The following is a 23435-nucleotide window of genomic DNA, read 5'->3' as shown; positions in this document are numbered from 1 at the left end:
TCGAAAATTATTAAAAATGTGATATAATGAAGTGTTAGAAAAACAGGTTTCATTTGCCTGGAAAGGAAAAATTATGTCTGAAAAGAATTTTTATATTACAACGCCGATTTACTATCCATCTGGAAAACTTCATATCGGATCTGCCTACACAACTATCGCATGTGATGTCCTAGCACGTTATAAACGCCTGATGGGCTACGATGTCTTTTATTTGACAGGTCTTGATGAGCATGGTCAGAAGATTCAACAAAAAGCAGAAGAAGCTGGGATTACACCACAAGCCTATGTTGATGGAATGGCAATTGGAGTTAAAGAACTCTGGCAATTACTCGATATCTCATACGATAAGTTTATCCGTACAACGGATGACTACCATGAAAAAGTAGTGGCTCAAGTCTTTGAGCGCTTGCTTGCTCAAGATGATATCTATTTGGGTGAATACTCTGGTTGGTACTCAGTATCAGATGAGGAATTCTTTACAGAAAGCCAGCTTGCGGAAGTTTTCCGTGATGAAGCTGGAAATGTGACTGGAGGTATTGCTCCATCAGGCCACGAAGTGGAATGGGTATCTGAAGAGTCTTATTTCCTTCGTCTTAGCAAGTACCAAGACCGTCTAGTAGAATTTTTCAAAGCTCATCCTGAATTTATCACTCCAGATGGTCGTCTGAATGAAATGCTTCGCAACTTCATCGAACCTGGTTTGGAAGATTTGGCGGTTTCTCGTACAACCTTTACATGGGGGGTACCAGTTCCATCAAATCCAAAACACGTTGTCTACGTTTGGATTGATGCCCTTCTTAACTATGCGACAGCTCTTGGATACGGTCAAGATGAACATGGTAACTTTGACAAATTCTGGAATGGCACAGTCTTCCATATGGTAGGGAAAGATATCCTTCGTTTCCACTCAATCTACTGGCCAATCCTTCTTATGATGTTGGATATCAAATTGCCAGAACGTTTGATTGCCCATGGTTGGTTCGTCATGAAAGATGGCAAAATGTCTAAGTCAAAAGGGAATGTCGTATACCCTGAAATGTTGGTAGAGCGTTATGGACTAGATCCGCTTCGTTACTACCTCATGCGTAGCCTTCCAGTTGGTTCAGACGGAACCTTCACTCCTGAAGACTATGTAGGCCGTATCAACTACGAATTGGCTAATGACCTTGGGAACCTCCTCAATCGTACGGTTTCTATGATTAACAAGTACTTTGATGGACAAATTCCAGCCTATGTAGAGGGTGTAACAGAGTTTGATAATGCTCTTGCTCAAGTAGCTGCTGAATCAATCGCTGACTACCATACTCACATGGAAGCAGTTGACTACCCACGTGCCCTAGAAGCAGTATGGGCTCTTATTTCACGTACTAATAAATACATTGATGAGACCGCACCATGGGTCTTGGCTAAAGATGAAGCCCTTCGTGATCAATTGGCAAGTGTCATGAGCCACTTGGCAGCCAGCCTCCGCGTCGTAGCACACTTGATTGAGCCATTTATGATGGAAACCAGTCGCGCGGTCTTGACTCAACTTGGCTTGGAAGAAGTAGCAAGCCTTGAGAATTTGAGCTTGGCTGACTTCCCAGCAGATGTGACTGTAGTTGCCAAAGGAACACCAATCTTCCCACGTCTGGATATGGAAGAAGAAATCGCCTATATCAAGGAACAAATGGAAGGCAATAAACCAGCAGTCGAGAAAGAATGGAATCCAGATGAAGTTGAACTCAAACTAAACAAAGAAGAAATCAAGTTTGAAGACTTTGATAAGGTTGAAATCCGTGTCGCAGAAGTCAAAGAAGTGTCTAAAGTAGAAGGTTCAGATAAGTTGCTTCAATTCCGCTTGGATGCTGGTGATGGTGAAGATCGTCAAATCCTCTCAGGAATTGCAAAATACTATCCAAACGAACAAGAATTGGTCGGCAAGAAAGTTCAAATCGTTGCCAACCTCAAACCGCGTAAGATGATGAAAAAATATGTCAGCCAAGGTATGATCCTATCAGCTGAACATGATGGAAAATTAACCCTTCTCACAGTTGATCCAGCTGTACCAAACGGAAGTGTGATTGGGTAAAAATAGACAGGACTAGTTCATGCTAGTTCTGTTTTTTTATTTACACTCAATGAAAATCAAAGAGCAAACTAGGAAGCTAGCCGCAGGTTGCTCAAAACACTGTTTTGAGGTTGTAGATGAAACTGACGAAGTCAGCTCAAAACACTGTTTTGAGGTTGTGGATAGAACTGACGAAGTCAGTAACCATATCTACGATAAGGCGATGCTGACGTGGTTTGAAGAGATTTTCGAAGAGTATCGACTATTATGCTTTACAAACTAGTGTGAAAGTGGTATTTTATAGGTGAAGCCACTAGTAGGTATTACAAAATAGATTAGAAGGGAGTAGGGATGAAGGAAACTCAACTATTAAAAGGTGTTCTTGAAGGTTGTGTCTTGGATATGATTGGTCAAAAAGAGCGGTATGGTTATGAGTTGGTTCAAACTTTGCGAGAGGCTGGATTTGACACTATTGTTCCAGGAACTATTTATCCTTTGTTGCAAAAGTTAGAAAAAAATCAATGGATAAGAGGCGATATGCGCCCGTCGCCAGATGGTCCAGATCGAAAGTATTTTTCATTAACTAAAGAAGGAGAAGAGCGTGTCTCGGTCTTTTGGCAACAATGGGACGATTTGAGTCAAAAAGTAGAAGGAATTAAGAATGGGGGTTAAACCATGAAGAAAATGAAGTATTATGAAGAAACAAGCGCTTTGTTGCATGAGTTTTCTGAGGAGAATCAGCAGTATTTTGAGGAGCTGTGGGATAGTTTTAATCTTGCTGGATTTCTCTATGATGAGGACTATCTCAGAGAGCAGATTTATTTGATGATGTTAGATTTCTCAGAAGCAGAACGAGATGGCATGAGTGCAGAGGATTATCTAGGTAAGAATCCTAAAAAAATAATGAAAGAGATTCTCAAGGAAGCACCACGCAGTTCTATCAAGGAGTCCCTTTTAACACCAATTTTTGTCCTAGCGATATTACGCTACTATCATCTACTGGGTGATTTTTCTAAAGGTCCTCTCTTAACAGTCAATTTGCTTACTTTTTTAGGGCAACTTCTTCTTTTTCTGGTCGGATTTGGGCTTGTAGCCACAATCTTACGTTGGGGCTTAGTCCAAGATTCTCCTAAAATGAAAATTGGCACCTATATTGTCGTTGGGATTCTTGTTCTGCTAGTTGTTCTGGGATATGTAGGAATAGGAAGTTTTGTACAAGAAGGAGCATTTTATCTTCCTGCTCCCTGGGATAGTTTGTCTGTCTTTACGATTTCCCTAGTCATCAGTATTTGGAATTGGAAAGAAGCGGTCTTTCGTCCATTTGTTAGTATGATTATTGCCCATCTTGTGGTAGGTTCTCTGCTTCGTTACTATGAGTGGATGGGAATTTCAAATGTTTTTCTTACAAAGATTATTCCTTTAGCTGTTCTTTTTATTGGCATTTTTCTCTTGTTCCGTGGGTTTAAGAAGATAAAATGGAGTGAAATATAGTCAAAAAGCCGTTGCAAAGCGGTTTTTTGTTATAATGAAGGGAAGAATGTTAGAAATTTAAGGAGAAAAATTTGATGAGATACATAACTCTTGGTCAAGATGACAAAGAATTATCAGAAATTGTTCTCGGAATGATGAGAATAGAAGATAAGTCTGTAAAAGAAGTTGAAGAGCTTGTAGAAACAGCACTTTCTGTTGGAATCAATGCTTTTGACTTGGCTGATATATATGGTCGTGGTCGTTGTGAAGAACTGTTAGGTCTTGTCCTAAAAAATCGTCCAGATTTAAGAGAAGAGATGTGGATTCAGTCAAAATGTGGCATTCGCATTGAAGAATTTACCTATTTTGATTTTTCTAAGGACTATATTATAAAATCAGTTGACGGAATTTTGCAAAGATTGAAGATTGATCATCTAGATAGCTTGCTCCTTCATCGACCAGATGCTTTGATGGAATCTGACCAAGTAGCAGAAGCCTTTGATCTTCTTTATAAACAAGGTAAGGTTCGAGATTTTGGAGTTTCTAATCAAAATCCTATGATGATGGAGTTGCTTAAAAAAGATGTCAAGCAGCCGTTAGCTGTTAATCAGCTACAATTGAGTGCGGCTTTTACTCCAGGATTCGAATCAGGTTTTCATGTTAATATGGAAGATAGTCAAGCAGCTATGCGAGATGGCAGCATTTTTGAATATTGTAAATTACACGATGTGGTCATTCAAGCATGGTCTGTCTTACAATTCGGGTATTTTAAAGGGAATTTTGTTGGAAATGAGAAATTCCAAGCTTTAAATCAAGTACTTGATCGTTTAGCTATTAAATATGGAGTAACCTCTTCAACTATTGCCATTTCTTGGATATTGCGTTATCCAGCAAAAATGCAGGCAGTCGTAGGTACAACAAATCCTAAGCACTTGAGAGAAGTTAGCCAAGCGGGAAACTTTAGCTTAACAAGAAAAGAATGGTATGAAATTTATCTTGCAGCAGGGAATAATTTGCCGTAAGTAGAAGCAGATGTAAATAAATCACAGTCAAAAAGCCGTTGCAAAGCGGTTTTTTTGTTATAATGAAGGGGAGAATTATTGATATTAAAGGAGAAAAACATGACATTTGAAGAAATTCTGCCTGGGTTAAAGGCTAAGAAAAAATATGTACGTACTGGTTGGGGAGGTGCTGAAAACTATGTCCAACTTTTTGACACCATTGAACAAAACGGGATTGCACTTGAAGTGACACCCTATTTCCTAATCAACGTGTCTGGAGAGGGAGAAGGTTTTTCCATGTGGAGCCCGACACCTTGTGATGTTTTGGCGACGGATTGGGTAGAAGTGCATGACTAAACGTGTACTCATTACAGGAGTGAGTTCAGGTATCGGATTGGCTCAAGCTCGCCTCTTTTTAGAGAAGGGCTATCAAGTTTACGGAGTTGACCAAGGTGAAAATCCAGTTTTAGATGGTGATTTCTACTTTTTACAGAGAGATTTGACCTTGGACTTGGAGCCAATTTTTAGCTGGTGTCCTCAGGTTGATGTTTTGTGCAATACTGCTGGAGTTTTGGATGCTTACAAACCACTGTTGGAACAAACAGCGCAGGAAATTCAAGAGATTTTTGAAATCAACTATGTGACTCCTGTTGAGTTGACTCGGCATTATTTGACACAAATGCTGGAGAATAAAAAAGGAATCATTATCAATATGTGCTCCATTGCTTCTAGCCTAGCAGGTGGCGGTGGACACGCCTATACTTCCTCGAAGCATGCCTTGGCTGGCTTCACCAAACAGCTAGCTCTAAACTATGCAGAAGCTGGGATTCAGGTCTTTGGGCTTGCTCCAGGAGCAGTCAAGACAGCTATGACCGCTGCCGACTTTGAACCAGGTGGCTTAGCAGACTGGGTGGCGAGTGAAACACCAATCAAACGCTGGATCGTGCCAGAGGAAGTAGCAGCAGTCAGTCTCTTTTTGGCCAGTGGAAAGGCATCTGCCATGCAGGGACAAATGTTGACAATAGATGGTGGCTGGTCGTTGAAGTAGGAGGAGTTGGATGGAAATCAAAAGACACTTTGGAGTCTACGCTGTTTGCTTTGAAAATGGGAAGTTACTCCGCATTGAAAAAACGAGAGGCCCTTATCAACATAGGTATGATCTACCTGGAGGCAGTCAGTAACTTGGTGAAGGACTGATGGAAACGCTGATTAGAGAAGTTTTGGAAGAGACGGGATTTACTGTTAGAAGTTATTCCAAAGAAAATGCACCGTCACTGGTCTTGAAGGTCAAAGCATAATTATTAGGATTTCCAGAACTGTACAAGACTTCTTGCATGAATTGGAAGGTGAATGATGAAAAACCAACTTGCTCTTAGTGGCGAAAAACTTGATGAAAAAGTTTACCCACAACTATTTCATCATGTTGGCATGATTCGTGGGGAATATTTGTTGAGAGAGCTTAATCAAAACATCATATTAGCAAGTTGTCAGCAATTTGTAAAAGATTATCTAGAGACTATATGCTCCCTGTACTCAGATGAAGAAGTTTGGTATCGTTTTTCTGAATTAACGAATACAGAAGCTAATTGTTTAAAGGGGACTAAAGAGTATTTTGATGAAAATCATCCCTTATTTGGATATAGAGGAACGAGGCGTTTACTGGCGTGTCCGGATGAATTTCAGGCTGAAGCACATGTCGTTACAGAAGTTCATCAAAACAATCCCAATCTATCTGTTATCTTTCCTTTTGTCAATGATGCTGAGCAGTTAAAGCAAGCTATTACAGTATTGCGTGAGTATGGTTTTACTGGGAAAATCGGCACGATGATTGAATTACCGTCAGCGTATTTTGACTTGGATAGGATACTGGAAACGGGCATTTCAAAGATTGTAGTTGGAATGAATGATTTGACTTCTTTTATTTTTGCGACTGTGAGAAACAGTCAATGGCATGATATGGAAAGTCCAATAATGTTAGATATGCTAAGACAGATGCAGGATAAAGCAAGGATGAAAAAGATTGACTTTGTTTTAGCAGGCTATCTGAATGATTCTTTCATACAAAAAATGAATCAGATGGGTATCAAGTGCATTATTCACTACAGTTCTATTCCAGAGATTTTTAATTTAGAGATTGACCATCCAGACCACCTCAAACGTGTAAAAGAAGTAAGTAAAAAATTACAAAGGAGCAACCCATGACACCGCAAGAAATGTGGAATGCATACAAGAAAATTAACCCCTCTATAGGAGATGAAATCGATGCTTGGGCTTTTGGAGTGGAACCAGAACTTTTAGCAGATTTGGTTTTAAGAGGCGAAAAGACTGCAACAGCTTCAGCCTACGATCTCTACGCACTAGAAGATGAGCCCCTTCCGCAAGAAGGAACTTTTGATGTCATTTTGGATAGTCAAAATCAGGCTGTCTGTATTGTCGAAATTACAAAGGTTTCTGTCCAGGCCTTCAATCAAGTTTCTGCTCAACATGCCTTTAAGGAAGGGGAAGGTGACAAATCCCTAGCCTATTGGTGTCAGGTTCATGAGGATTGTTTCGCCGAGTGGCTGAGAGAAGCAGGACTGACTTTTACACCTGAAAGCAAGGTTGTTTTAGAAGAATTTCGCAAGGTCTACCCACTGTAGACTGTTAGACGGAAGAAAGTTTTGGAAATCACCCGTCCAATCCTTTTTTCTCAAGCAAAACATGATATAATAAGTTTGTTTGAAGAAGAGCTTTAGCTCTTAAACTTAGATAGGAGAAAACTATGCAAGCAGTTGAACATTTTATTAAGCAATTTGTTCCTGAACATTATGATTTATTTTTAGACTTGAGTCGTGAGACCAAGACGTTTTCAGGGAAGGTGACCATCACTGGTCAAGCACAGAGTGACCGTATTTCCCTTCACCAAAAAGACTTGGGAATCGCCACTGTAGAAGTTGCAGGGGAAGCTCGCACATTCACAGTTGATCATGACAATGAAGCTCTTCATATTGAATTAGCTGAGGCTGGTCAAGTTGAAGTGGTTATCGCCTTTTCTGGTAAAATCACAGATAACATGACAGGGATTTATCCATCTTACTACACAGTTGATGGAGTCAAGAAGGAAGTCTTGTCTACTCAGTTTGAGAGCCATTTTGCGCGTGAAGCCTTCCCATGTGTGGATGAGCCTGAAGCTAAAGCAACTTTTGACCTCTCTCTACGTTTTGACCAAGCAGAAGGTGAATTGGCCTTGTCTAACATGCCAGAAATCGATGTTGAAAACCGTAAGGAAACAGGTATCTGGAAGTTTGAGACAACACCTCGCATGTCTTCTTACTTGTTAGCCTTTGCTGCGGGTGATTTGCAAGGTGTGACGGCTAAAACTAAAAACGGTACCCTTGTAGGTGTCTACTCAACCAAAGCCCACCCACTATCTAACCTTGATTTCTCACTGGATATCGCTGTTCGCTCAATCGAGTTTTACGAAGATTACTATGGAGTTAAGTACCCAATCCCTCAATCTCTCCACATCGCCCTTCCTGACTTCTCAGCTGGAGCTATGGAAAACTGGGGTCTTGTGACCTACCGTGAAGTTTACTTGGTTGTCGATGAGAACTCAACCTTTGCCAGCCGTCAACAAGTTGCCCTTGTTGTGGCACATGAGTTGGCTCACCAATGGTTTGGCAACCTCGTTACTATGAAATGGTGGGATGACCTTTGGCTCAATGAAAGCTTCGCTAACATGATGGAGTACGTCTGTGTGGATGCCATTGAACCAAGCTGGAATATCTTTGAAGATTTCCAAACAGGTGGAGTACCTCTTGCTCTTGAACGTGACGCGACTGATGGTGTTCAGTCTGTCCACGTCGAAGTCAAACACCCAGATGAAATCAATACGCTCTTTGATGGTGCTATCGTCTATGCCAAAGGAAGCCGTCTCATGCACATGCTTCGTCGTTGGCTAGGTGATGCCGATTTTGCCAAAGGTTTGCATGCTTACTTTGAAAAACACCAATACAGCAACACCATTGGTAGTGACCTTTGGGATGCCCTTGGTCAAGCGTCAGGACGTGATGTCGCAGCCTTCATGGATTCTTGGTTGGAACAGCCTGGTTACCCAGTTCTTACTGTCAAAGTTGAAAATGATGTTTTGAAGATTTCACAAAAACAATTCTTCATCGGTGAGCACGAAGACAAGAACCGTCTCTGGGTTGTGCCACTCAATAGCAACTGGAAAGGCTTGCCTGATACACTTGAAACTGAAAGTATCGAAATTTCTGGCTACGCAGCTCTTCTTGCTGAAAATGACGGAGCTCTTCGTCTCAACACAGAAAATACAGCCCACTACATTACAGACTATCAAGGAGACTTGTTAGATGCTGTTCTTGCTGACCTAGTTGATCTTGATAACACAAGCAAATTGCAAATCGTCCAAGAACGTCGTTTGCTTGCTGAAGCAGGGCACATTTCTTATGCAGACTTGCTTCCAGTCCTTGATAAACTTGCTAAGGAAGAATCTTACCTTGTCGTTTCAGCTGTTTCTGAAGTAATTTCTGCTCTTGAGCGCTTTATCGATGAAGGAACAGAAGCTGAAAGAGCCTTCAAAGCCTTGGTTGCTAAATTGGCTCGTCATAATTATGACCGTCTTGGTTTTGAAGCTAAAGATGGCGAATCAGATGAGGATGAATTGGTTCGTCAGTTGGCTGTCTCTATGATGATTCGCTCAAATGATGCAGAAGCTAGTCAAGTCGCTAGCCAAATCTTCGCAGCTCACAAGGATAATCTTGCAGGACTTCCAGCAGCTATTCGCTCACAAGTTCTGATCAATGAGATGAAACATCATGAGACCAAAGACTTGTTAGCACTTTATCTTGATACTTATACTCATGCAACAGATGCTGTCTTTAAACGTCAGTTGGCAGCTGCTCTTGCCTATAGTAAAGATGCGGACAATATCCAAACCTTGATTGCTTCTTGGAAGGACAAATTTGTGGTCAAACCGCAGGACTTGTCTGCTTGGTATTACCAATTCCTAGCTCACCAAGCAACTCAGGAAACAGCTTGGTCTTGGGCGCGTGAAAACTGGGCTTGGATTAAGGCAGCTCTTGGTGGAGATATGAGCTTTGATAGCTTTGTTATCCTTCCCGCTCATGTATTTAAGACTCAGCAACGCTTGGCAGAGTACAAGGAATTCTTTGAACCGCAACTTTCTGACCTTGCTCTTAGCCGTAACATCGGTATGGGAATCAAGGAAATTGCAGCGCGTGTTGACTTGATTAACCGTGAAAAAGCTGCAGTGGAAGCAGTCGTTCTTCAATACGGAAATGCATAAATGAGCCTAAAATAAAAAGAAAACTCAGCTATCTCATGTAATACTCTTCGAAAATCAAATTCAAACCACGTCAGCGTCGCCTTACCGTACTCAAGTACAGCCTACGGCTAGCTTTCTAGTTTGCTCTTTGATTTTCATTGAGTATAAAATGCGGAGAGTTGAGTTTTTTTTAAGGCAAATTTGGTATAATGGTTTTAATAAGGAGGAGTTTCTCATGATAAAAATCTTATTGGTTGAGGATGATCTAGGCCTGTCAAATTCAGTATTTGACTTTTTAGACGATTTTGCGGATGTCATGCAGGTATTTGATGGGGAAGAAGGTCTCTACGAAGCCGAAAGTGGCGTCTATGACTTGATTTTGCTCGATTTGATGTTGCCTGAAAAAAATGGCTTCCAAGTCTTGAAAGAATTACGTGAAAAAGGAATTACGACACCAGTTCTGATCATGACTGCCAAGGAAAGTTTGGATGACAAGGGACATGGATTTGAACTGGGAGCGGATGACTATCTGACCAAACCTTTCTACCTAGAAGAACTCAAAATGCGGATTCAAGCGCTTCTCAAACGTTCAGGCAAGTTTAATGAAAACACCTTGACTTATGGAAATATTGTAGTTAATTTGTCAACCAATACCGTCAAAGTCGAAGATACTCCTGTCGAATTGCTGGGGAAAGAGTTTGATTTACTGGTTTATTTCCTTCAAAATCAAAATGTTATTTTGCCTAAGACTCAGATTTTTGATCGTCTATGGGGATTTGATAGTGACACAACGATTTCAGTTGTCGAAGTCTATGTTTCAAAAGTCCGTAAGAAATTAAAAGGAACCACTTTTGCAGAGAATTTGCAAACCTTGCGCAGTGTTGGGTATATTTTAAAAGATGTTCAGTAAACTAAAAAAAACATGGTATGCGGATGATTTTAGTTATTTTATTCGCAATTTTGGTGTCTTCACTCTGATTTTCTCCACCATGACTCTAATTATTTTGCAGGTCATGCACTCGAGTCTCTATACTTCGGTGGATGATAAGCTTCATGGACTGAGTGAAAATCCTCAGGCAGTTATTCAGCTTGCTGTAAATAGGGCAACAGAAGAGATTAAAGACTTAGAGAATGCCGCTACAGATACTAGTAAGACTGAGATAAAACCCAATGTCAGTTCCAATACGGAGGTTATTCTTTTTGATAAGAATTTTACCCAGCTCCTTTCTGGAAATCGATTTTTGGGATTGGATAAGATTAAGTTAGAGAAAAAAGAACTAGGCCATATCTATCAGATTCAGGTTTTTAATAGCTATGGACAAGAAGAAATCTATCGCATGATCTTGATGGAAACGAATATCAGTTCGGTTTCAACCAATATCAAGTATGCAGCTATCTTGATTAATACCAGTCAGTTGGAGCAGGCCAGTCAAAAGCACGAGAAATTGATTGTGGTCGTGATGGCTAGTTTCTGGATTTTGTCTTTGCTTGCCAGTCTCTATCTAGCTAGGGTCAGTGTTCGTCCTCTGCTTGAGAGCATGCAGAAGCAACAGTCCTTTGTGGAAAATGCCAGTCATGAGTTACGAACTCCACTCGCAGTTTTGCAAAATCGTTTAGAGACCCTTTTTCGTAAGCCAGAAGCAACCATTATGGATGTGAGCGAAAGCATTGCATCGAGTTTGGAAGAAGTCCGAAATATGCGGTTTTTGACGACGAACTTGTTGAACTTAGCTCGTAGAGATGATGGCATTAAGCCAGAACTTGCAGAAGTTCCAACTAGTTTTTTCAATACGACTTTCACAAACTATGAGATGATTGCTTCGGAAAATGATCGTGTCTTCCGTTTTGAAAATCGGATTCATCGCACGATTGTCACAGATCAGCTTCTCTTGAAGCAGTTGATGACTATCCTATTTGATAATGCTGTCAAGTATACTGAAGAGGATGGTGAAATTGATTTTCTTATCTCGGCGACAGATCGCAATCTGTATTTACTTGTTTCTGATAATGGAGTCGGTATTTCGACAGAAGATAAGAAGAAAATTTTTGATCGTTTTTATCGAGTGGACAAGGCTAGAACCCGCCAAAAAGGTGGTTTTGGTTTAGGATTATCTCTGGCCAAGCAAATTGTAGATGCGCTTAAAGGAACCATTACTGTTAAAGATAATAAACCAAAGGGAACAATCTTTGAAGTGAAGATTGCTATCCACACACCATCTAAAAAGAAAAAATAAAAATATCGCTCCAGACGGGGCGATATTTGGATTTATCTTCTACGTTTTCGTTTGATAATAGATCGTTGAACTTTTAAGACAAGTAAGCTGGATCCGATTGCTGCGGTAAAGGCAAGAGCAGGTGATAATTTTAATGCTAAAAAGATAAAACTAAAGATAGCAATACAGATACAAAAAACAGCAATATTAACAAAAAATAGGATTTCCTTGAGATTGGCATCAGATTGCGCTTCAGGTGTATAATCTTGATAGCGAGGAATCTGTTGGCTTAATTCTTCTTGATAGTCTACCTCATAGGATTGTAATTTTCTTACGGGCATTATTCTCTCCTTAACAGTACATACCTATTTTATCATTTTTTCAGGAGAGAATTATTACAGAAAGGTTACAAAAAGAATAAAGTCCCTTTTCATTTTCAAAGAATAGCTGATTTTGGAGAAATATGGTATAATTTTTCTTATGGAAAAGATTATCATTACAGCAACTGCTGAAAGTATTGAACAAGTTAAACAACTGCTCGAAGCTGGCGTAGACCGGATCTATGTCGGTGAGAAAGATTTTGGCCTTCGTCTGCCAACGACCTTTAGTTATGACCAATTGCGTGAAATTGCTAAGTTGGTCCATGAAGCAGGTAAGGAATTGATTGTTGCGGTTAATGCCCTCATGCACCAAGATATGATGGACCGTATCAAGCCCTTCTTAGACTTTTTGGAAGAAATCAAGACAGACTACATTACGATTGGGGATGCAGGTGTCTTTTACGTAGTCAACCGCGATGGTTATTCCTTTAAGACCATCTACGATGCTTCGACTATGGTAACTAGCAGTCGTCAGATAAACTTCTGGGGACAAAAAGCTGGCGCATCTGAGGCTGTTTTGGCGCGTGAAATTCCATCAGCTGAACTCTTCAAAATGCCAGAGATTTTGGAAATTCCTGCTGAAGTTTTGGTTTACGGAGCTAGCGTTATCCATCATTCTAAACGTCCACTCTTGCAAAACTACTATAACTTTACGCATATCGATGATGAAAAGACTCGCAAGCGTGACCTCTTTTTGGCTGAACCAAGTGACCCAGAGAGTCACTATTCCATTTTTGAAGACAATCATGGGACCCACATCTTTGCCAACAATGACCTTGATTTGATGACCAAATTGACAGAATTGGTAGAGCACGGTTTCACTCACTGGAAACTAGAAGGGCTCTACACACCAGGTCAGAACTTTATTGAGATTGCAAAACTCTTTATCCAAGCGCGTAGCTTGATTCAAGAGGGCAACTTTAGCCATGACCAAGCCTTCTTGCTGGATGAGGAAGTACGTAAGTTACACCCTAAAAACCGTTTCCTTGATACAGGATTTTATGACTACGATCCTGACATGGTTAAATAAAGTAAATGATTCGTTGAGAGAAGGAAGATGCAAACATTTCTTCTCTCAATTTTTCGTATTTCTTCACCATTTTCAAAAAATCAGTAGGCTAGGATGCTCTGTTTACTGGGAATTTTAATACAAGTAACCTTCTTGAGTTTGAAAATTATCCCATGTTTGCAGGTGCCAAATGGCCCTTTTTTTGGTATAATTTTTTATAATGAAAACGATTGGTAATCGCTATGTTGTGGTGGATTTAGAGGCAACTAGCACAGGTAGTAAGGCTAAAATTATCCAAGTGGGAATTGTCGTGATTGAGGACGGAAAAATCGTCGATCACTATACGACGGATGTCAATCCACATGAACCCTTGGATGCTCATATCAAAGAACTGACAGGGCTAACTGACAAACGTCTGGCGCAAGCACCTGATTTTTCGCAAGTTGCTAGAGAAATCTTTGACTTGGTGGAGGATGGGATTTTTGTAGCCCATAATGTTCAATTTGATGCCAATCTCTTGGCGGAAAATTTATTTTTTGAAGGCTATGAACTAAGAAATCCTCGTGTTGACACGGTCGAATTGGCTCAGGTTTTTTTCCCAGAACTGGAAAAATATAGTTTGCCGATATTGTGTCGAGAATTAGGAATTCCTCTAAAACATGCTCACACAGCCCTTTCAGATGCTCAAGCTACAGCAGAATTACTCTTGTTTTTACGGGAAAAGATGGCCCAACTTCCTAAAGGACTCTTGGAACGCTTGCTGGAAATGGCTGATGCCCTCCTATATGAGTCCTACCTGATTATTGAAGAAATTTATCGAAGTCAATCTATCCTGAGTTCTCCAGACTTGGTCGAAGTTCAAGGGCTATATTTCAAGAAAACTGCAGCTTCTCTGGAACCACGAAAACTATCTCAAGACTTTTCTAAAAATATTTCTCTATTGAACCTTGAAGTGAGGGAGGAGCAAGAAAGTTTTGCTAAAGAGGTTGGCTTGCTATTGAAAGATGAACCTGTCTCATTAATTCAAGCACCGACAGGGATTGGGAAAACCTATGGCTATCTCTTACCCGCTTTATCTCAATCCAAAGAGCGTCAAATTGTTCTTAGTGTTCCGACAAAGATTCTTCAAAATCAGATCATGGAAGAAGAAGGTAAACGTCTCAAGGAAGTATTCCATACAGATATTCATTCTTTAAAGGGACCACACAATTATCTGAAGCTGGATGCCTTTTATCGTTCCTTGCAGGAAAATGATGAAAATCGCTTATTTAGACGTTTTAAAATGCAACTCTTGGTCTGGCTGACTGAGACAGAGACAGGAGATTTGGATGAAATTGGGCAACTCTACCGTTACCAACATTTTCTAACAGATCTTCGTCATGATGGGAATTTATTATCCAAGAGTTTATTTGTGACGGAAGATTTTTGGAAACGTAGTCAAGAAAGGGCACAAGCTTGCAAGCTCTTAGTGACCAATCATGCCTATCTTGTAACCAGACTTGAAGATAATCCTGAATTTGTCAGTGATCGTTTATTGATTATTGATGAAGTCCAAAAAGTTTTGTTGGCCCTAGAAAATCTGCTTCAAGAGACCTACGATATCCAGTCTATTATCGATTTGCTTGATAAGGCTTTACTGGAGGAGCAAAATAAGGTTCAGCAACGAATATTAGAAAGTATTCGCTTTGAGTGCTTCTACTTGATAGAACAATTTCAGTCTGGCAAATCTAGGAAAAATATCTTAGATTCTCTTGCCAATCTCCATCAGTATTTTTCAGAATTAGAGGTAGAGGGCTTTGGGGAACTGGTCCGCTATTTTACGGCTGAAGGTGATTACTGGCTTGAAGCAACTGAAACGAGTCAAAAGAAAATTCAGATTTCTTCTACAAAATCAGGCCGTATTCTTCTATCTTCCTTAGTGCCTGATTCATGCCAAGTCTTGGGAGTGTCGGCCACTCTTGAGATTAGTCAAAGAGTTTCTTTGGCAGACCTGTTAGGCTATCCCGAAGCTAAATTTGTTAAGATTGAAGCTTGTAAAAAACAGGATCAAGAAGTGGTCTTGGTCAAAGATTTTCCCCTGGTGACAGAAACCTCCTTAGAAGTTTATGCCCAAGAGGTAGCTGATTTGCTGATGGGAGTTCAAGCTTTCCAACAACCGATTTTGGCTCTCTTTACTGCCACAGATATGCTTCTAGCAGTATCGGATTTACTCCCTGTAAGTCATTTAGCCCAGTATAAAAATGGGGATGTTCATCAGCTTAAGAAACGCTTTGAAAAAGGTGAACAACAAATCCTGCTTGGTGCAGCAAGTTTCTGGGAGGGAGTTGATTTTTCAAGTCATCCTTTTGTGATTCAAGTTGTACCAAGGCTTCCTTTCCAAAATCCCCAAGAACCCTTGACGAAAAAGATTAATCAGGAATTGAATCAAGAAGGAAAAAATGCCTTTTATGATTATCAGTTGCCAATGGCCATTATTCGTTTAAAACAAGCTTTGGGAAGAAGTATGAGACGCGAAAACCAACGTTCCTTAACCCTCATTCTGGATAGGAGAATTGTCGGAAAGCGATATGGTAAACAGATAGTAGCATCTCTAGCAAAAGAAGCGACTATTAAAACCGTCTCTCGATCCGAAGTTGATGAGGCTGTTGATAAATTTTTAAATGAACTTTGATAAATAGTATTGTATGAAAGTATAAGGTTAGTGTATATGAAACGTTCTCTCGACTCTAGAGTCGATTATAGTTTGCTCCTGCCAGTATTTTTTCTACTGGTTATTGGCGTGGTCGCTATCTATATAGCTGTTAGTCATGATTATCCAAACAATATTCTGCCCATTTTAGGGCAGCAGGTCGCCTGGATTGCCTTGGGGCTTGTGATTGGTTTTATCGTCATGCTCTTTAATACAGAATTTCTTTGGAAAGCGACCCCTTTTCTATATATGTTAGGTTTGGGACTCATGGTCTTGCCGATCGTCTTTTATAATCCAAGCCTAGTTGCATCAACGGGTGCTAAAAACTGGGTATCAATAAATGGAATTACCCTATTCCAACCGTCAGAATTTATGAAGATATCCTATATCCTCATGTTGGCTCGTGTGATTGTCCAATTTACAAAGAAACATAAGGAATGGAAACGCACGGTTCCGCTGGACTTTTTGTTAATTTTTTGGATGATTGTCTTTACCATTCCAGTCCTAGTTCTTTTAGCACTTCAAAGTGACTTGGGGACGGCTTTGGTTTTTGTAGCCATTTTCTCAGGAATCGTCCTGCTATCAGGAGTTTCTTGGAAAATTATTATCCCAGTATTTGTGACTGCTGTAACAGGAATTGCTGGTTTCTTATCTATTTTTATCAGCAAGGACGGCCGGGCTTTTCTCCATCAACTGGGAATGCCGACCTACCAAATCAATCGTATCTTAGCTTGGCTCAATCCATTCGACTTTGCCCAAACAACCACTTACCAACAGGCTCAAGGGCAAATCGCCATTGGGAGCGGTGGATTATTTGGTCAAGGTTTTAATGCTTCTAATCTGCTTATTCCAGTTCGTGAGTCGGATATGATTTTCACAGTCATTGCAGAAGATTTTGGCTTTATTGGCTCTGTCCTTGTTATCGCCCTTTATCTCATGCTGATTTACCGTATGTTGAAGATTACTCTTAAATCAAATAACCAGTTCTACACCTATATTTCTACAGGTTTGATTATGATGTTGCTCTTCCACATCTTTGAAAATATAGGTGCTGTTACTGGCTTGCTTCCTTTAACTGGGATTCCCTTGCCTTTTATTTCGCAAGGAGGATCGGCTATTATCAGTAATTTGATCGGTGTTGGCTTGCTTTTATCTATGAGTTACCAGACTAATCTAGCTGAAGAAAAGAGCGGAAAAGTCCGATTCAAGCGGAAAAAGGTTGTATTAAAACAAATCAAATAAGGAGAAAATCATGGTAAAAGTAGCAGTTATGTTGGCTCAGGGCTTTGAAGAAATTGAAGCTTTGACAGTTGTGGATGTTTTGCGTCGTGCTAATATTACTTGTGATATGGTAGGATTTGAAGAGCAAGTGACAGGTTCGCACGCAATCCAAGTAAGAGCAGATCGTGTCTTTGAGGGGGATTTATCAGACTATGACATGATTGTTCTTCCTGGAGGGATGCCTGGTTCTGCACATTTACGTGATAATCAGGCCTTGATTCAAGAATTGCAAAATTTCGAACAAGAAGGGAAGAAACTGGCAGCCATTTGTGCGGCCCCAATTGCCCTCAATCAGGCAGGGCTATTGAAAAACAAGAAGTTTACTTGTTATGACGGCGTTCAAGAGCAAATCCTTGATGGTCACTACGTCAAGGAAACAGTAGTGGTAGATGGTCATTTGACAACCAGTCGAGGTCCCTCAACAGCCCTTGCCTTTGCCTACGAGTTGGTGGACCAACTAGGAGGAGACGCAGAGACTTTACGAACAGGAATGCTCTATCGAGATGTCTTTGGTAAAAATCAGTAAAACGGGAGTCAAACTCTCGTTTTTTTATGTGGAAAACTCAGGGAAATCATCGCTTTTTTCATAAAAAAATGCTATAATGAAGGGTATGAAATATCACGATTATATCTGGGATTTAGGTGGAACTTTACTGGATAACTATGAAACTTCAACAGCTGCATTTGTTGAAACATTGGCATTGTATGGCATTACACAAGACCATGACAGTGTCTATCAGGCTTTAAAGGTTTCTACTGATTTTGCGATTGAGACATTCGCTCCCAACTTAGAGAATTTTTTAGAAAAGTACAAGGAAAATGAAGCCAGAGAGCTTGAACACCCGATTTTGTTTGATGGAGTTTCTGATTTATTGAAAGATATCTCAAATCAAGGTGGGCGTCATTTCTTGGTTTCTCACAGAAATGATCAGGTCTTGGAAATTTTAGAAAAAACCTCTATAGCAGCTTATTTTACAGAAGTGGTGACTTCTAGCTCAGGCTTTAAGAGAAAACCAAGTCCAGAGTCCATGATTTATTTAAGAGAAAAATATCAAATTAGTTCAGGCCTTGTCATTGGTGATCGACCGATTGATATCGAAGCAGGTCAAGCTGCAGGACTAGCTACTCACTTGTTTACCAGTATCGTGAATTTAAGACAAGTATTAGACATGTAAGAAAAAGGAAAAAGATGACAGAAGAAATCAAAAATCTGCAGGCACAAGATTATGATGCCAGTCAAATTCAAGTTTTAGAGGGCTTAGAGGCTGTTCGTATGCGTCCAGGGATGTATATCGGATCAACCTCAAAAGAAGGTCTTCACCATCTAGTCTGGGAAATTGTTGATAACTCAATCGATGAGGCCTTGGCAGGGTTTGCCAGCCAAATTCAAGTCTTTATTGAGCCAGATGATTCGATTACTGTTGTCGATGATGGACGTGGGATTCCAGTCGATATTCAGGAAAAAACAGGCCGACCTGCTGTTGAGACAGTCTTTACGGTTCTTCATGCTGGAGGAAAGTTTGGCGGTGGCGGATATAAGGTCTCAGGTGGTCTTCACGGAGTGGGGTCCTCAGTTGTTAACGCCCTTTCAACTCAATTAGACGTTCATGTCCACAAAAATGGTAAGATTCATTACCAAGAATACCGTCGTGGTCATGTTGTTGCAGACCTTGAGGTGGTTGGAGATACGGATAAAACAGGAACAACAGTTCACTTCACACCGGACCCAGAAATTTTCACTGAAACAACAATCTTTGATTTTGATAAATTAAATAAACGAATTCAAGAATTGGCCTTTCTAAATCGCGGTCTTCAAATCTCCATCACAGATAAGCGTGAAGGTTTGGAACAAACCAAACATTACCATTATGAAGGTGGGATTGCTAGTTATGTTGAATATATCAACGAGAACAAGAATGTAATCTTTGATACACCAATCTATACAGACGGTGAGATGGATGATATCACAGTTGAGGTAGCCATGCAGTACACAACAGGTTACCATGAAAATGTCATGAGTTTCGCCAATAATATTCATACCCATGAAGGTGGAACGCATGAACAAGGTTTCCGTACAGCCTTGACTCGTGTTATCAACGATTATGCTCGTAAGAATAAGTTACTGAAAGACAATGAAGACAACCTAACAGGGGAAGATGTTCGTGAAGGATTAACTGCTGTTATCTCAGTTAAACACCCAAATCCACAGTTTGAAGGACAAACTAAGACCAAACTGGGGAATAGCGAAGTCGTCAAGATTACCAATCGCCTCTTCAGTGATGCCTTCTCCGATTTCCTCATGGAAAATCCACAGATTGCCAAACGTATCGTGGAAAAAGGGATTTTAGCTGCTAAGGCTCGTGTGGCTGCCAAGCGTGCGCGTGAAGTCACTCGTAAAAAATCTGGTTTGGAAATTTCCAACCTTCCAGGGAAACTAGCAGACTGTTCTTCTAACAATCCTGCTGAAACAGAACTCTTCATCGTCGAAGGAGACTCAGCTGGTGGATCAGCCAAATCTGGTCGTAACCGTGAATTTCAGGCAATTCTTCCAATCCGCGGTAAGATTTTGAACGTTGAAAAGGCAAGTATGGATAAGATTCTAGCTAACGAAGAAATTCGTAGTCTTTTCACAGCCATGGGAACAGGATTTGGGGCAGAATTTGATGTTTCGAAAGCCCGTTACCAAAAACTCGTTTTGATGACCGATGCCGATGTAGATGGAGCCCACATTCGTACCCTTCTTTTGACCTTGATTTATCGTTATATGAAACCAATCCTAGAAGCTGGTTATGTTTATATCGCCCAACCACCAATCTATGGTGTCAAGGTTGGAAGCGAGATTAAAGAATACATCCAGCCAGGAGCAGATCAAGAAATCAAACTCCAAGAGGCCTTGGCCCGCCACAGTGAAGGACGTGCCAAACCAACCATTCAGCGTTATAAAGGTCTGGGTGAAATGGATGACCACCAATTGTGGGAAACAACCATGGATCCGGAACATCGCTTGATGGCCAGAGTTTCTGTGGATGATGCTGCAGAAGCAGATAAAATCTTTGATATGTTGATGGGGGATAGAGTAGAGCCTCGTCGTGAGTTTATCGAAGAAAATGCTGTCTATAGTACACTTGATGTCTAAAAAATCGGGAGAAGTAGTTCCCTTGGTCTAAAAAATATGATATAATCATTACGATTGTTTCAAGTAAAAAAGGAGTTTAATATGTCTGCTAGCCTAGTAATTTATTTGATAATTGCAGTTGCAGTTTTATTGGTCATTGCTTATGCTATCGCAATCTATGTAAGGAAGCGCAATGAAAGTAAACTAGCAATTTTAGAAGAGAAAAAAGAAGAACTGTACAATCTTCCAGTTAATGATGAAGTTGAAGCTGTAAAAAATATGCACTTGATTGGACAAAGTCAGGTGACTTTCCGTGAATGGAATCAAAAATGGGTTGATTTATCTCTTAATTCTTTTGCCGATATCGAAAATAATCTTTTCGAGGCAGAAGGCTACAATAACTCATTCCGTTTTTTAAAGGCCAGTCATCAAATTGATCAAATCGAGAGTCAAATTACCTTGATTGAAGAAGATATTGCGGCAATTCGCAACGCCTTGGCAGATTTGGAGAAACAAGAGTCTAAAAATAGTGGACGTGTTCTTCATACCTTGGACTTGTTTGAAGAGTTGCAACACCGAGTTGCTGATCATTCTGAAGAATATGGTCAAGGTTTATCTGAAATTGAAAAACAATTGGAAAATATCCAATCAGAGTTTTCTCAGTTTGTAACTTTAAATTCGTCAGGTGACCCAGTAGAAGCTGCTGTGATTTTGGATAATGCTGAAAATCATATCTTGGCTTTAACGCATATTGTTGATCGTATACCAGCAATTGTAGCAACATTATCTAAAGACCTACCTGATCAGCTGGAAGATTTAGAAGATGGCTACCGTAAGCTTTTAGATGCTAATTATCATTTTTCTGAGACAGATATTGAAGCGCGTTTCCAACTGCTTTATGAAGCACTCAAGAAAAATCATGAGAATATTGCGAAATTAGAATTGGATAATGCAGAGTACGAAAATACTCAAATCCAAGAAGAGATTAATGCACTTTATGATATCTTTACAAGAGAAATTGCGGCACAGAAAGTAGTAGAAGGTTTAGTAGCAACACTTCCTACTTATCTGCAGCACATGAAAGAAAATAATGCTTTATTGATAGAAGACATTGAGCGTTTGAGTAAAAACTATTTACTTTCTGAGTCAGATGCAAGTCATGTTCGTCGTTTACAGGGTGAATTAGAAAATTTTGAGACTGCTATTATTGAGGCAACTTCAAATCAAGATGAACCAACTCAAGCATATTCAATTCTTGAAGAAAATCTTGAATCTTTACAGGAAAATCTTAAAGAGATTGAAGATGAACAGATTTCAGTTAGTGAGCGTCTTGCACGAATTGAGAAAGATGATATCAATGCACGTCAAAAGGCAAATGTATATGTTAATCGTCTCCATACAATCAAGAGATATATGGAAAAACGAAACCTACCTGGTATTCCACAAACTTTCTTGAAGTTATTCTTTACAGCAAGTAATAATACGGAAGATCTAATGGCTGAATTAGAGCAAAACTTAGTCAATATAGAATCAGTTAACCGTATTCTTGAAATTGCAACGAAGGATATGGAAGAGCTTGAGACGGAAACTTATAATATTGTACAGTATGCAACCTTGACAGAACAACTATTGCAATATTCTAACCGCTATCGCTCATTTGATGAACGTATTCAAGAAGCATTTAACGAAGCTTTAGATATTTTTGAAAAAGAATTTGATTATCGCGCTTCATTTGACAAGATTTCTCAAGCATTGGAAGTGGCAGAGCCTGGTGTAACCAACCGATTTGTTACCTCGTATGAGAAAACACGTGAAACGATTCGTTTCTAAAATAAAAAAAGATTTGGTTTTGTGAGAAGCAGAATCAAATCTTTTTTATTTGTCTATAAAATCTTGTATGATAAGATCTCAAGATAAAAAATTGGAGACGATTTAAAAAGCAAGTCAGAACCTATGTTTGGTCTATAAGGTTCAATAGCTTTCTAATCTCTCCAAAATTTTACTTGATTGGAATCGAAATCCCAATTAATTTTTCTGAGTAGAGGGTTTTGATATTGGCCTCATCAATAGAGTCCTTATCAATTTTACGTTTCAAGAAAAATTCTTGGATGGCTTCGATTTCAGTTTCTCGAATAGCACGGTGTTTATTTGAGATGAGGATTTCATAGTGAAGCGGAGCTTGGGTAAAAATAACATCAGTATTTCCAGCAGAATAGACCTCAACAAGGGTTGCATCTGTACTCTCTAGCTGGCTTTTTACAAGTTGCGAGTGTGAGTTTGTCGTATTGATAAGCTTCATAGCATTTCCTCCGATTTTCTAATACTATTATAGCACTTTTTGAATAAAGTAGCTTGATTTAGTCAATCTTATGCTGTTTTTTCCAAGATTGAATAGCCCATTTATGGCTACCACGTTTGAGATTCTCAATAGCCTCATCAATAGGGAACCAGGCAATATGATTAAAGTCTTCTAGTGGTTTTTGAACTTCCTTGAAAGATGTCGCTTCATAGAGGTAGGCAGGATTGTAGTAGTAGGTATCACGGTGACGAGAGTAGAAATATTCGTCAGCTTGTCCGTAATAGACACCAATTTCAGCTGTGAATCCAAGCTCTTCAATCAATTCACGTTTTAGGGCTTCCTGATGATTTTCCCCTGCTTCAATTTCGCCACCTGGTAAGAACCAAGCACCATTAGGAGCTTGAACTAAAACTATTTGTTTTTGTTCAGCGTCAGGGATAACTGCATACACTCCATAGCGTGCAACATAGTCTGTATTCGCTTTTTTTTCTCCGAAAGTTGGGTTTGCCATTGCATTTTCCTCATTATCTAGTATCGTTATTATTATCATAATGGACAAAGGGCAAGCTGTCAAGAAATTACAGTTATTTTAGTAAAAAAGAAGCAGAAAATTTTCATTTTCTACTTCTTTTCTATAGTAT

Annotated in this window: 21 protein-coding genes and 1 pseudogene; 19 read left to right on the top strand and 3 right to left on the bottom strand. The window is 39.8% G+C overall.

Features of this window, described 5'->3' with window-relative positions:
• The first annotated feature begins 73 nt into the window (after positions 1-73).
• The 12 genes and pseudogenes from metG (at position 74) to ciaH (ending at position 12042) form a co-directional block, all read left to right on the top strand.
• Positions 74-2071, top strand: a complete 1998-nt coding sequence (gene metG / locus N8M20_RS01945; protein ID WP_261078885.1) for a methionine--tRNA ligase — start codon at positions 74-76, stop codon at positions 2069-2071.
• A gap of 330 nt (positions 2072-2401) precedes the next feature.
• Entirely contained in the window at positions 2402-2722 is a 321-nt protein-coding gene (locus N8M20_RS01940) for a PadR family transcriptional regulator (RefSeq protein WP_000665422.1), read from the top strand.
• Positions 2723-2725: 3 nt separating this feature from the next.
• Positions 2726-3541: a hypothetical protein gene (locus N8M20_RS01935; RefSeq protein WP_261078884.1), complete on the top strand. Its 816-nt coding sequence runs from the start codon at positions 2726-2728 to the stop codon at positions 3539-3541.
• A 74-nt stretch (positions 3542-3615) separates the two neighbouring features.
• Positions 3616-4542, top strand: a complete 927-nt coding sequence (locus tag N8M20_RS01930; protein ID WP_261078883.1) for an aldo/keto reductase — start codon at positions 3616-3618, stop codon at positions 4540-4542.
• Between the two features lie 99 nt (positions 4543-4641).
• A complete protein-coding gene (locus N8M20_RS01925) occupies positions 4642-4878 on the top strand; it encodes a DUF2829 domain-containing protein (protein ID WP_049479736.1) in 237 nt (78 codons plus the stop codon).
• Positions 4871-5569 carry a 3-oxoacyl-ACP reductase gene (locus tag N8M20_RS01920; protein WP_261078882.1) on the top strand — a complete coding sequence of 233 codons (699 nt, stop codon included), beginning with the start codon at positions 4871-4873 and terminating at the stop codon, positions 5567-5569. Before N8M20_RS01925 ends, N8M20_RS01920 begins: the two co-directional genes overlap by 8 nt.
• A gap of 10 nt (positions 5570-5579) precedes the next feature.
• Positions 5580-5897: pseudogene (locus N8M20_RS01915) on the top strand (NUDIX domain-containing protein).
• Entirely contained in the window at positions 5875-6723 is an 849-nt protein-coding gene (locus N8M20_RS01910) for a putative PEP-binding protein (protein ID WP_261078881.1), read from the top strand. The pseudogene N8M20_RS01915 and the gene N8M20_RS01910 overlap by 23 nt, the downstream one beginning before the upstream one ends.
• Positions 6720-7160 (top strand): ASCH domain-containing protein, encoded by a 441-nt coding sequence (locus tag N8M20_RS01905; RefSeq protein ID WP_261078880.1) that lies wholly within the window; start codon positions 6720-6722, stop codon positions 7158-7160. The genes N8M20_RS01910 and N8M20_RS01905 overlap by 4 nt, the downstream gene beginning before the upstream one ends.
• A gap of 122 nt (positions 7161-7282) precedes the next feature.
• Entirely contained in the window at positions 7283-9829 is a 2547-nt protein-coding gene (locus N8M20_RS01900) for a M1 family metallopeptidase (protein ID WP_261078879.1), read from the top strand.
• Positions 9830-10043: 214 nt separating this feature from the next.
• Positions 10044-10718 carry a two-component system response regulator CiaR gene (gene ciaR, locus N8M20_RS01895; protein WP_000590639.1) on the top strand — a complete coding sequence of 225 codons (675 nt, stop codon included), beginning with the start codon at positions 10044-10046 and terminating at the stop codon, positions 10716-10718.
• Positions 10708-12042, top strand: coding sequence for a two-component system sensor histidine kinase CiaH (ciaH, locus tag N8M20_RS01890; RefSeq protein ID WP_261078878.1), 1335 nt, complete (start codon positions 10708-10710; stop codon positions 12040-12042). Before ciaR ends, ciaH begins: the two co-directional genes overlap by 11 nt.
• A gap of 32 nt (positions 12043-12074) precedes the next feature.
• Here the strand turns inward: ciaH and N8M20_RS01885 are convergent, their stop codons facing one another.
• Positions 12075-12362: a DUF3270 domain-containing protein gene (locus N8M20_RS01885; protein WP_261078877.1), complete on the bottom strand. Its 288-nt coding sequence runs from the start codon at positions 12360-12362 to the stop codon at positions 12075-12077.
• 139 nt (positions 12363-12501) lie between these two features.
• On the opposite strand from N8M20_RS01885, the gene N8M20_RS01880 reads away from it, so the two are divergent.
• From N8M20_RS01880 to ezrA, 7 genes are all read left to right on the top strand, one after another.
• The gene (locus N8M20_RS01880; protein ID WP_261078876.1) at positions 12502-13431 is read left to right on the top strand and encodes a peptidase U32 family protein; all 930 of its coding nucleotides are present in this window, start codon (positions 12502-12504) and stop codon (positions 13429-13431) included.
• 199 nt (positions 13432-13630) lie between these two features.
• A complete protein-coding gene (locus N8M20_RS01875; RefSeq protein WP_261078875.1) occupies positions 13631-16081 on the top strand; it encodes a bifunctional DnaQ family exonuclease/ATP-dependent helicase in 2451 nt (816 codons plus the stop codon).
• Between the two features lie 36 nt (positions 16082-16117).
• A complete protein-coding gene (locus tag N8M20_RS01870) occupies positions 16118-17341 on the top strand; it encodes an FtsW/RodA/SpoVE family cell cycle protein (RefSeq protein ID WP_261078874.1) in 1224 nt (407 codons plus the stop codon).
• 10 nt (positions 17342-17351) lie between these two features.
• Positions 17352-17906: a DJ-1 family glyoxalase III gene (locus N8M20_RS01865; RefSeq protein WP_261078873.1), complete on the top strand. Its 555-nt coding sequence runs from the start codon at positions 17352-17354 to the stop codon at positions 17904-17906.
• A gap of 85 nt (positions 17907-17991) precedes the next feature.
• Complete coding sequence (locus N8M20_RS01860) at positions 17992-18555, top strand: HAD family hydrolase (RefSeq protein ID WP_261078872.1); 564 nt, start codon at positions 17992-17994, stop codon at positions 18553-18555.
• Between the two features lie 14 nt (positions 18556-18569).
• On the top strand, positions 18570-20516 hold the full coding sequence (gene gyrB, locus N8M20_RS01855) for a DNA topoisomerase (ATP-hydrolyzing) subunit B (RefSeq protein WP_261078871.1): 1947 nt from the start codon (positions 18570-18572) through the stop codon (positions 20514-20516).
• 81 nt (positions 20517-20597) lie between these two features.
• A complete protein-coding gene (gene ezrA / locus N8M20_RS01850) occupies positions 20598-22325 on the top strand; it encodes a septation ring formation regulator EzrA (RefSeq protein ID WP_261078870.1) in 1728 nt (575 codons plus the stop codon).
• Positions 22326-22494: 169 nt separating this feature from the next.
• Here the strand turns inward: ezrA and N8M20_RS01845 are convergent, their stop codons facing one another.
• The gene (locus N8M20_RS01845; RefSeq protein WP_000767197.1) at positions 22495-22794 is read right to left on the bottom strand and encodes a DUF1827 family protein; all 300 of its coding nucleotides are present in this window, start codon (positions 22792-22794) and stop codon (positions 22495-22497) included.
• A gap of 58 nt (positions 22795-22852) precedes the next feature.
• Positions 22853-23305, bottom strand: coding sequence for an NUDIX hydrolase (locus tag N8M20_RS01840; RefSeq protein WP_050239640.1), 453 nt, complete (start codon positions 23303-23305; stop codon positions 22853-22855).
• Positions 23306-23435: the final 130 nt, after the last annotated feature.

It is taken from the genome of Streptococcus mitis (genome assembly GCF_946190275.1).
Classification (GTDB): domain Bacteria; phylum Bacillota; class Bacilli; order Lactobacillales; family Streptococcaceae; genus Streptococcus; species Streptococcus mitis_DC.
The sequence above is the reverse complement of the archived record's forward strand: the minus strand, read 5'-3'. Positions and strand labels throughout refer to the sequence as shown.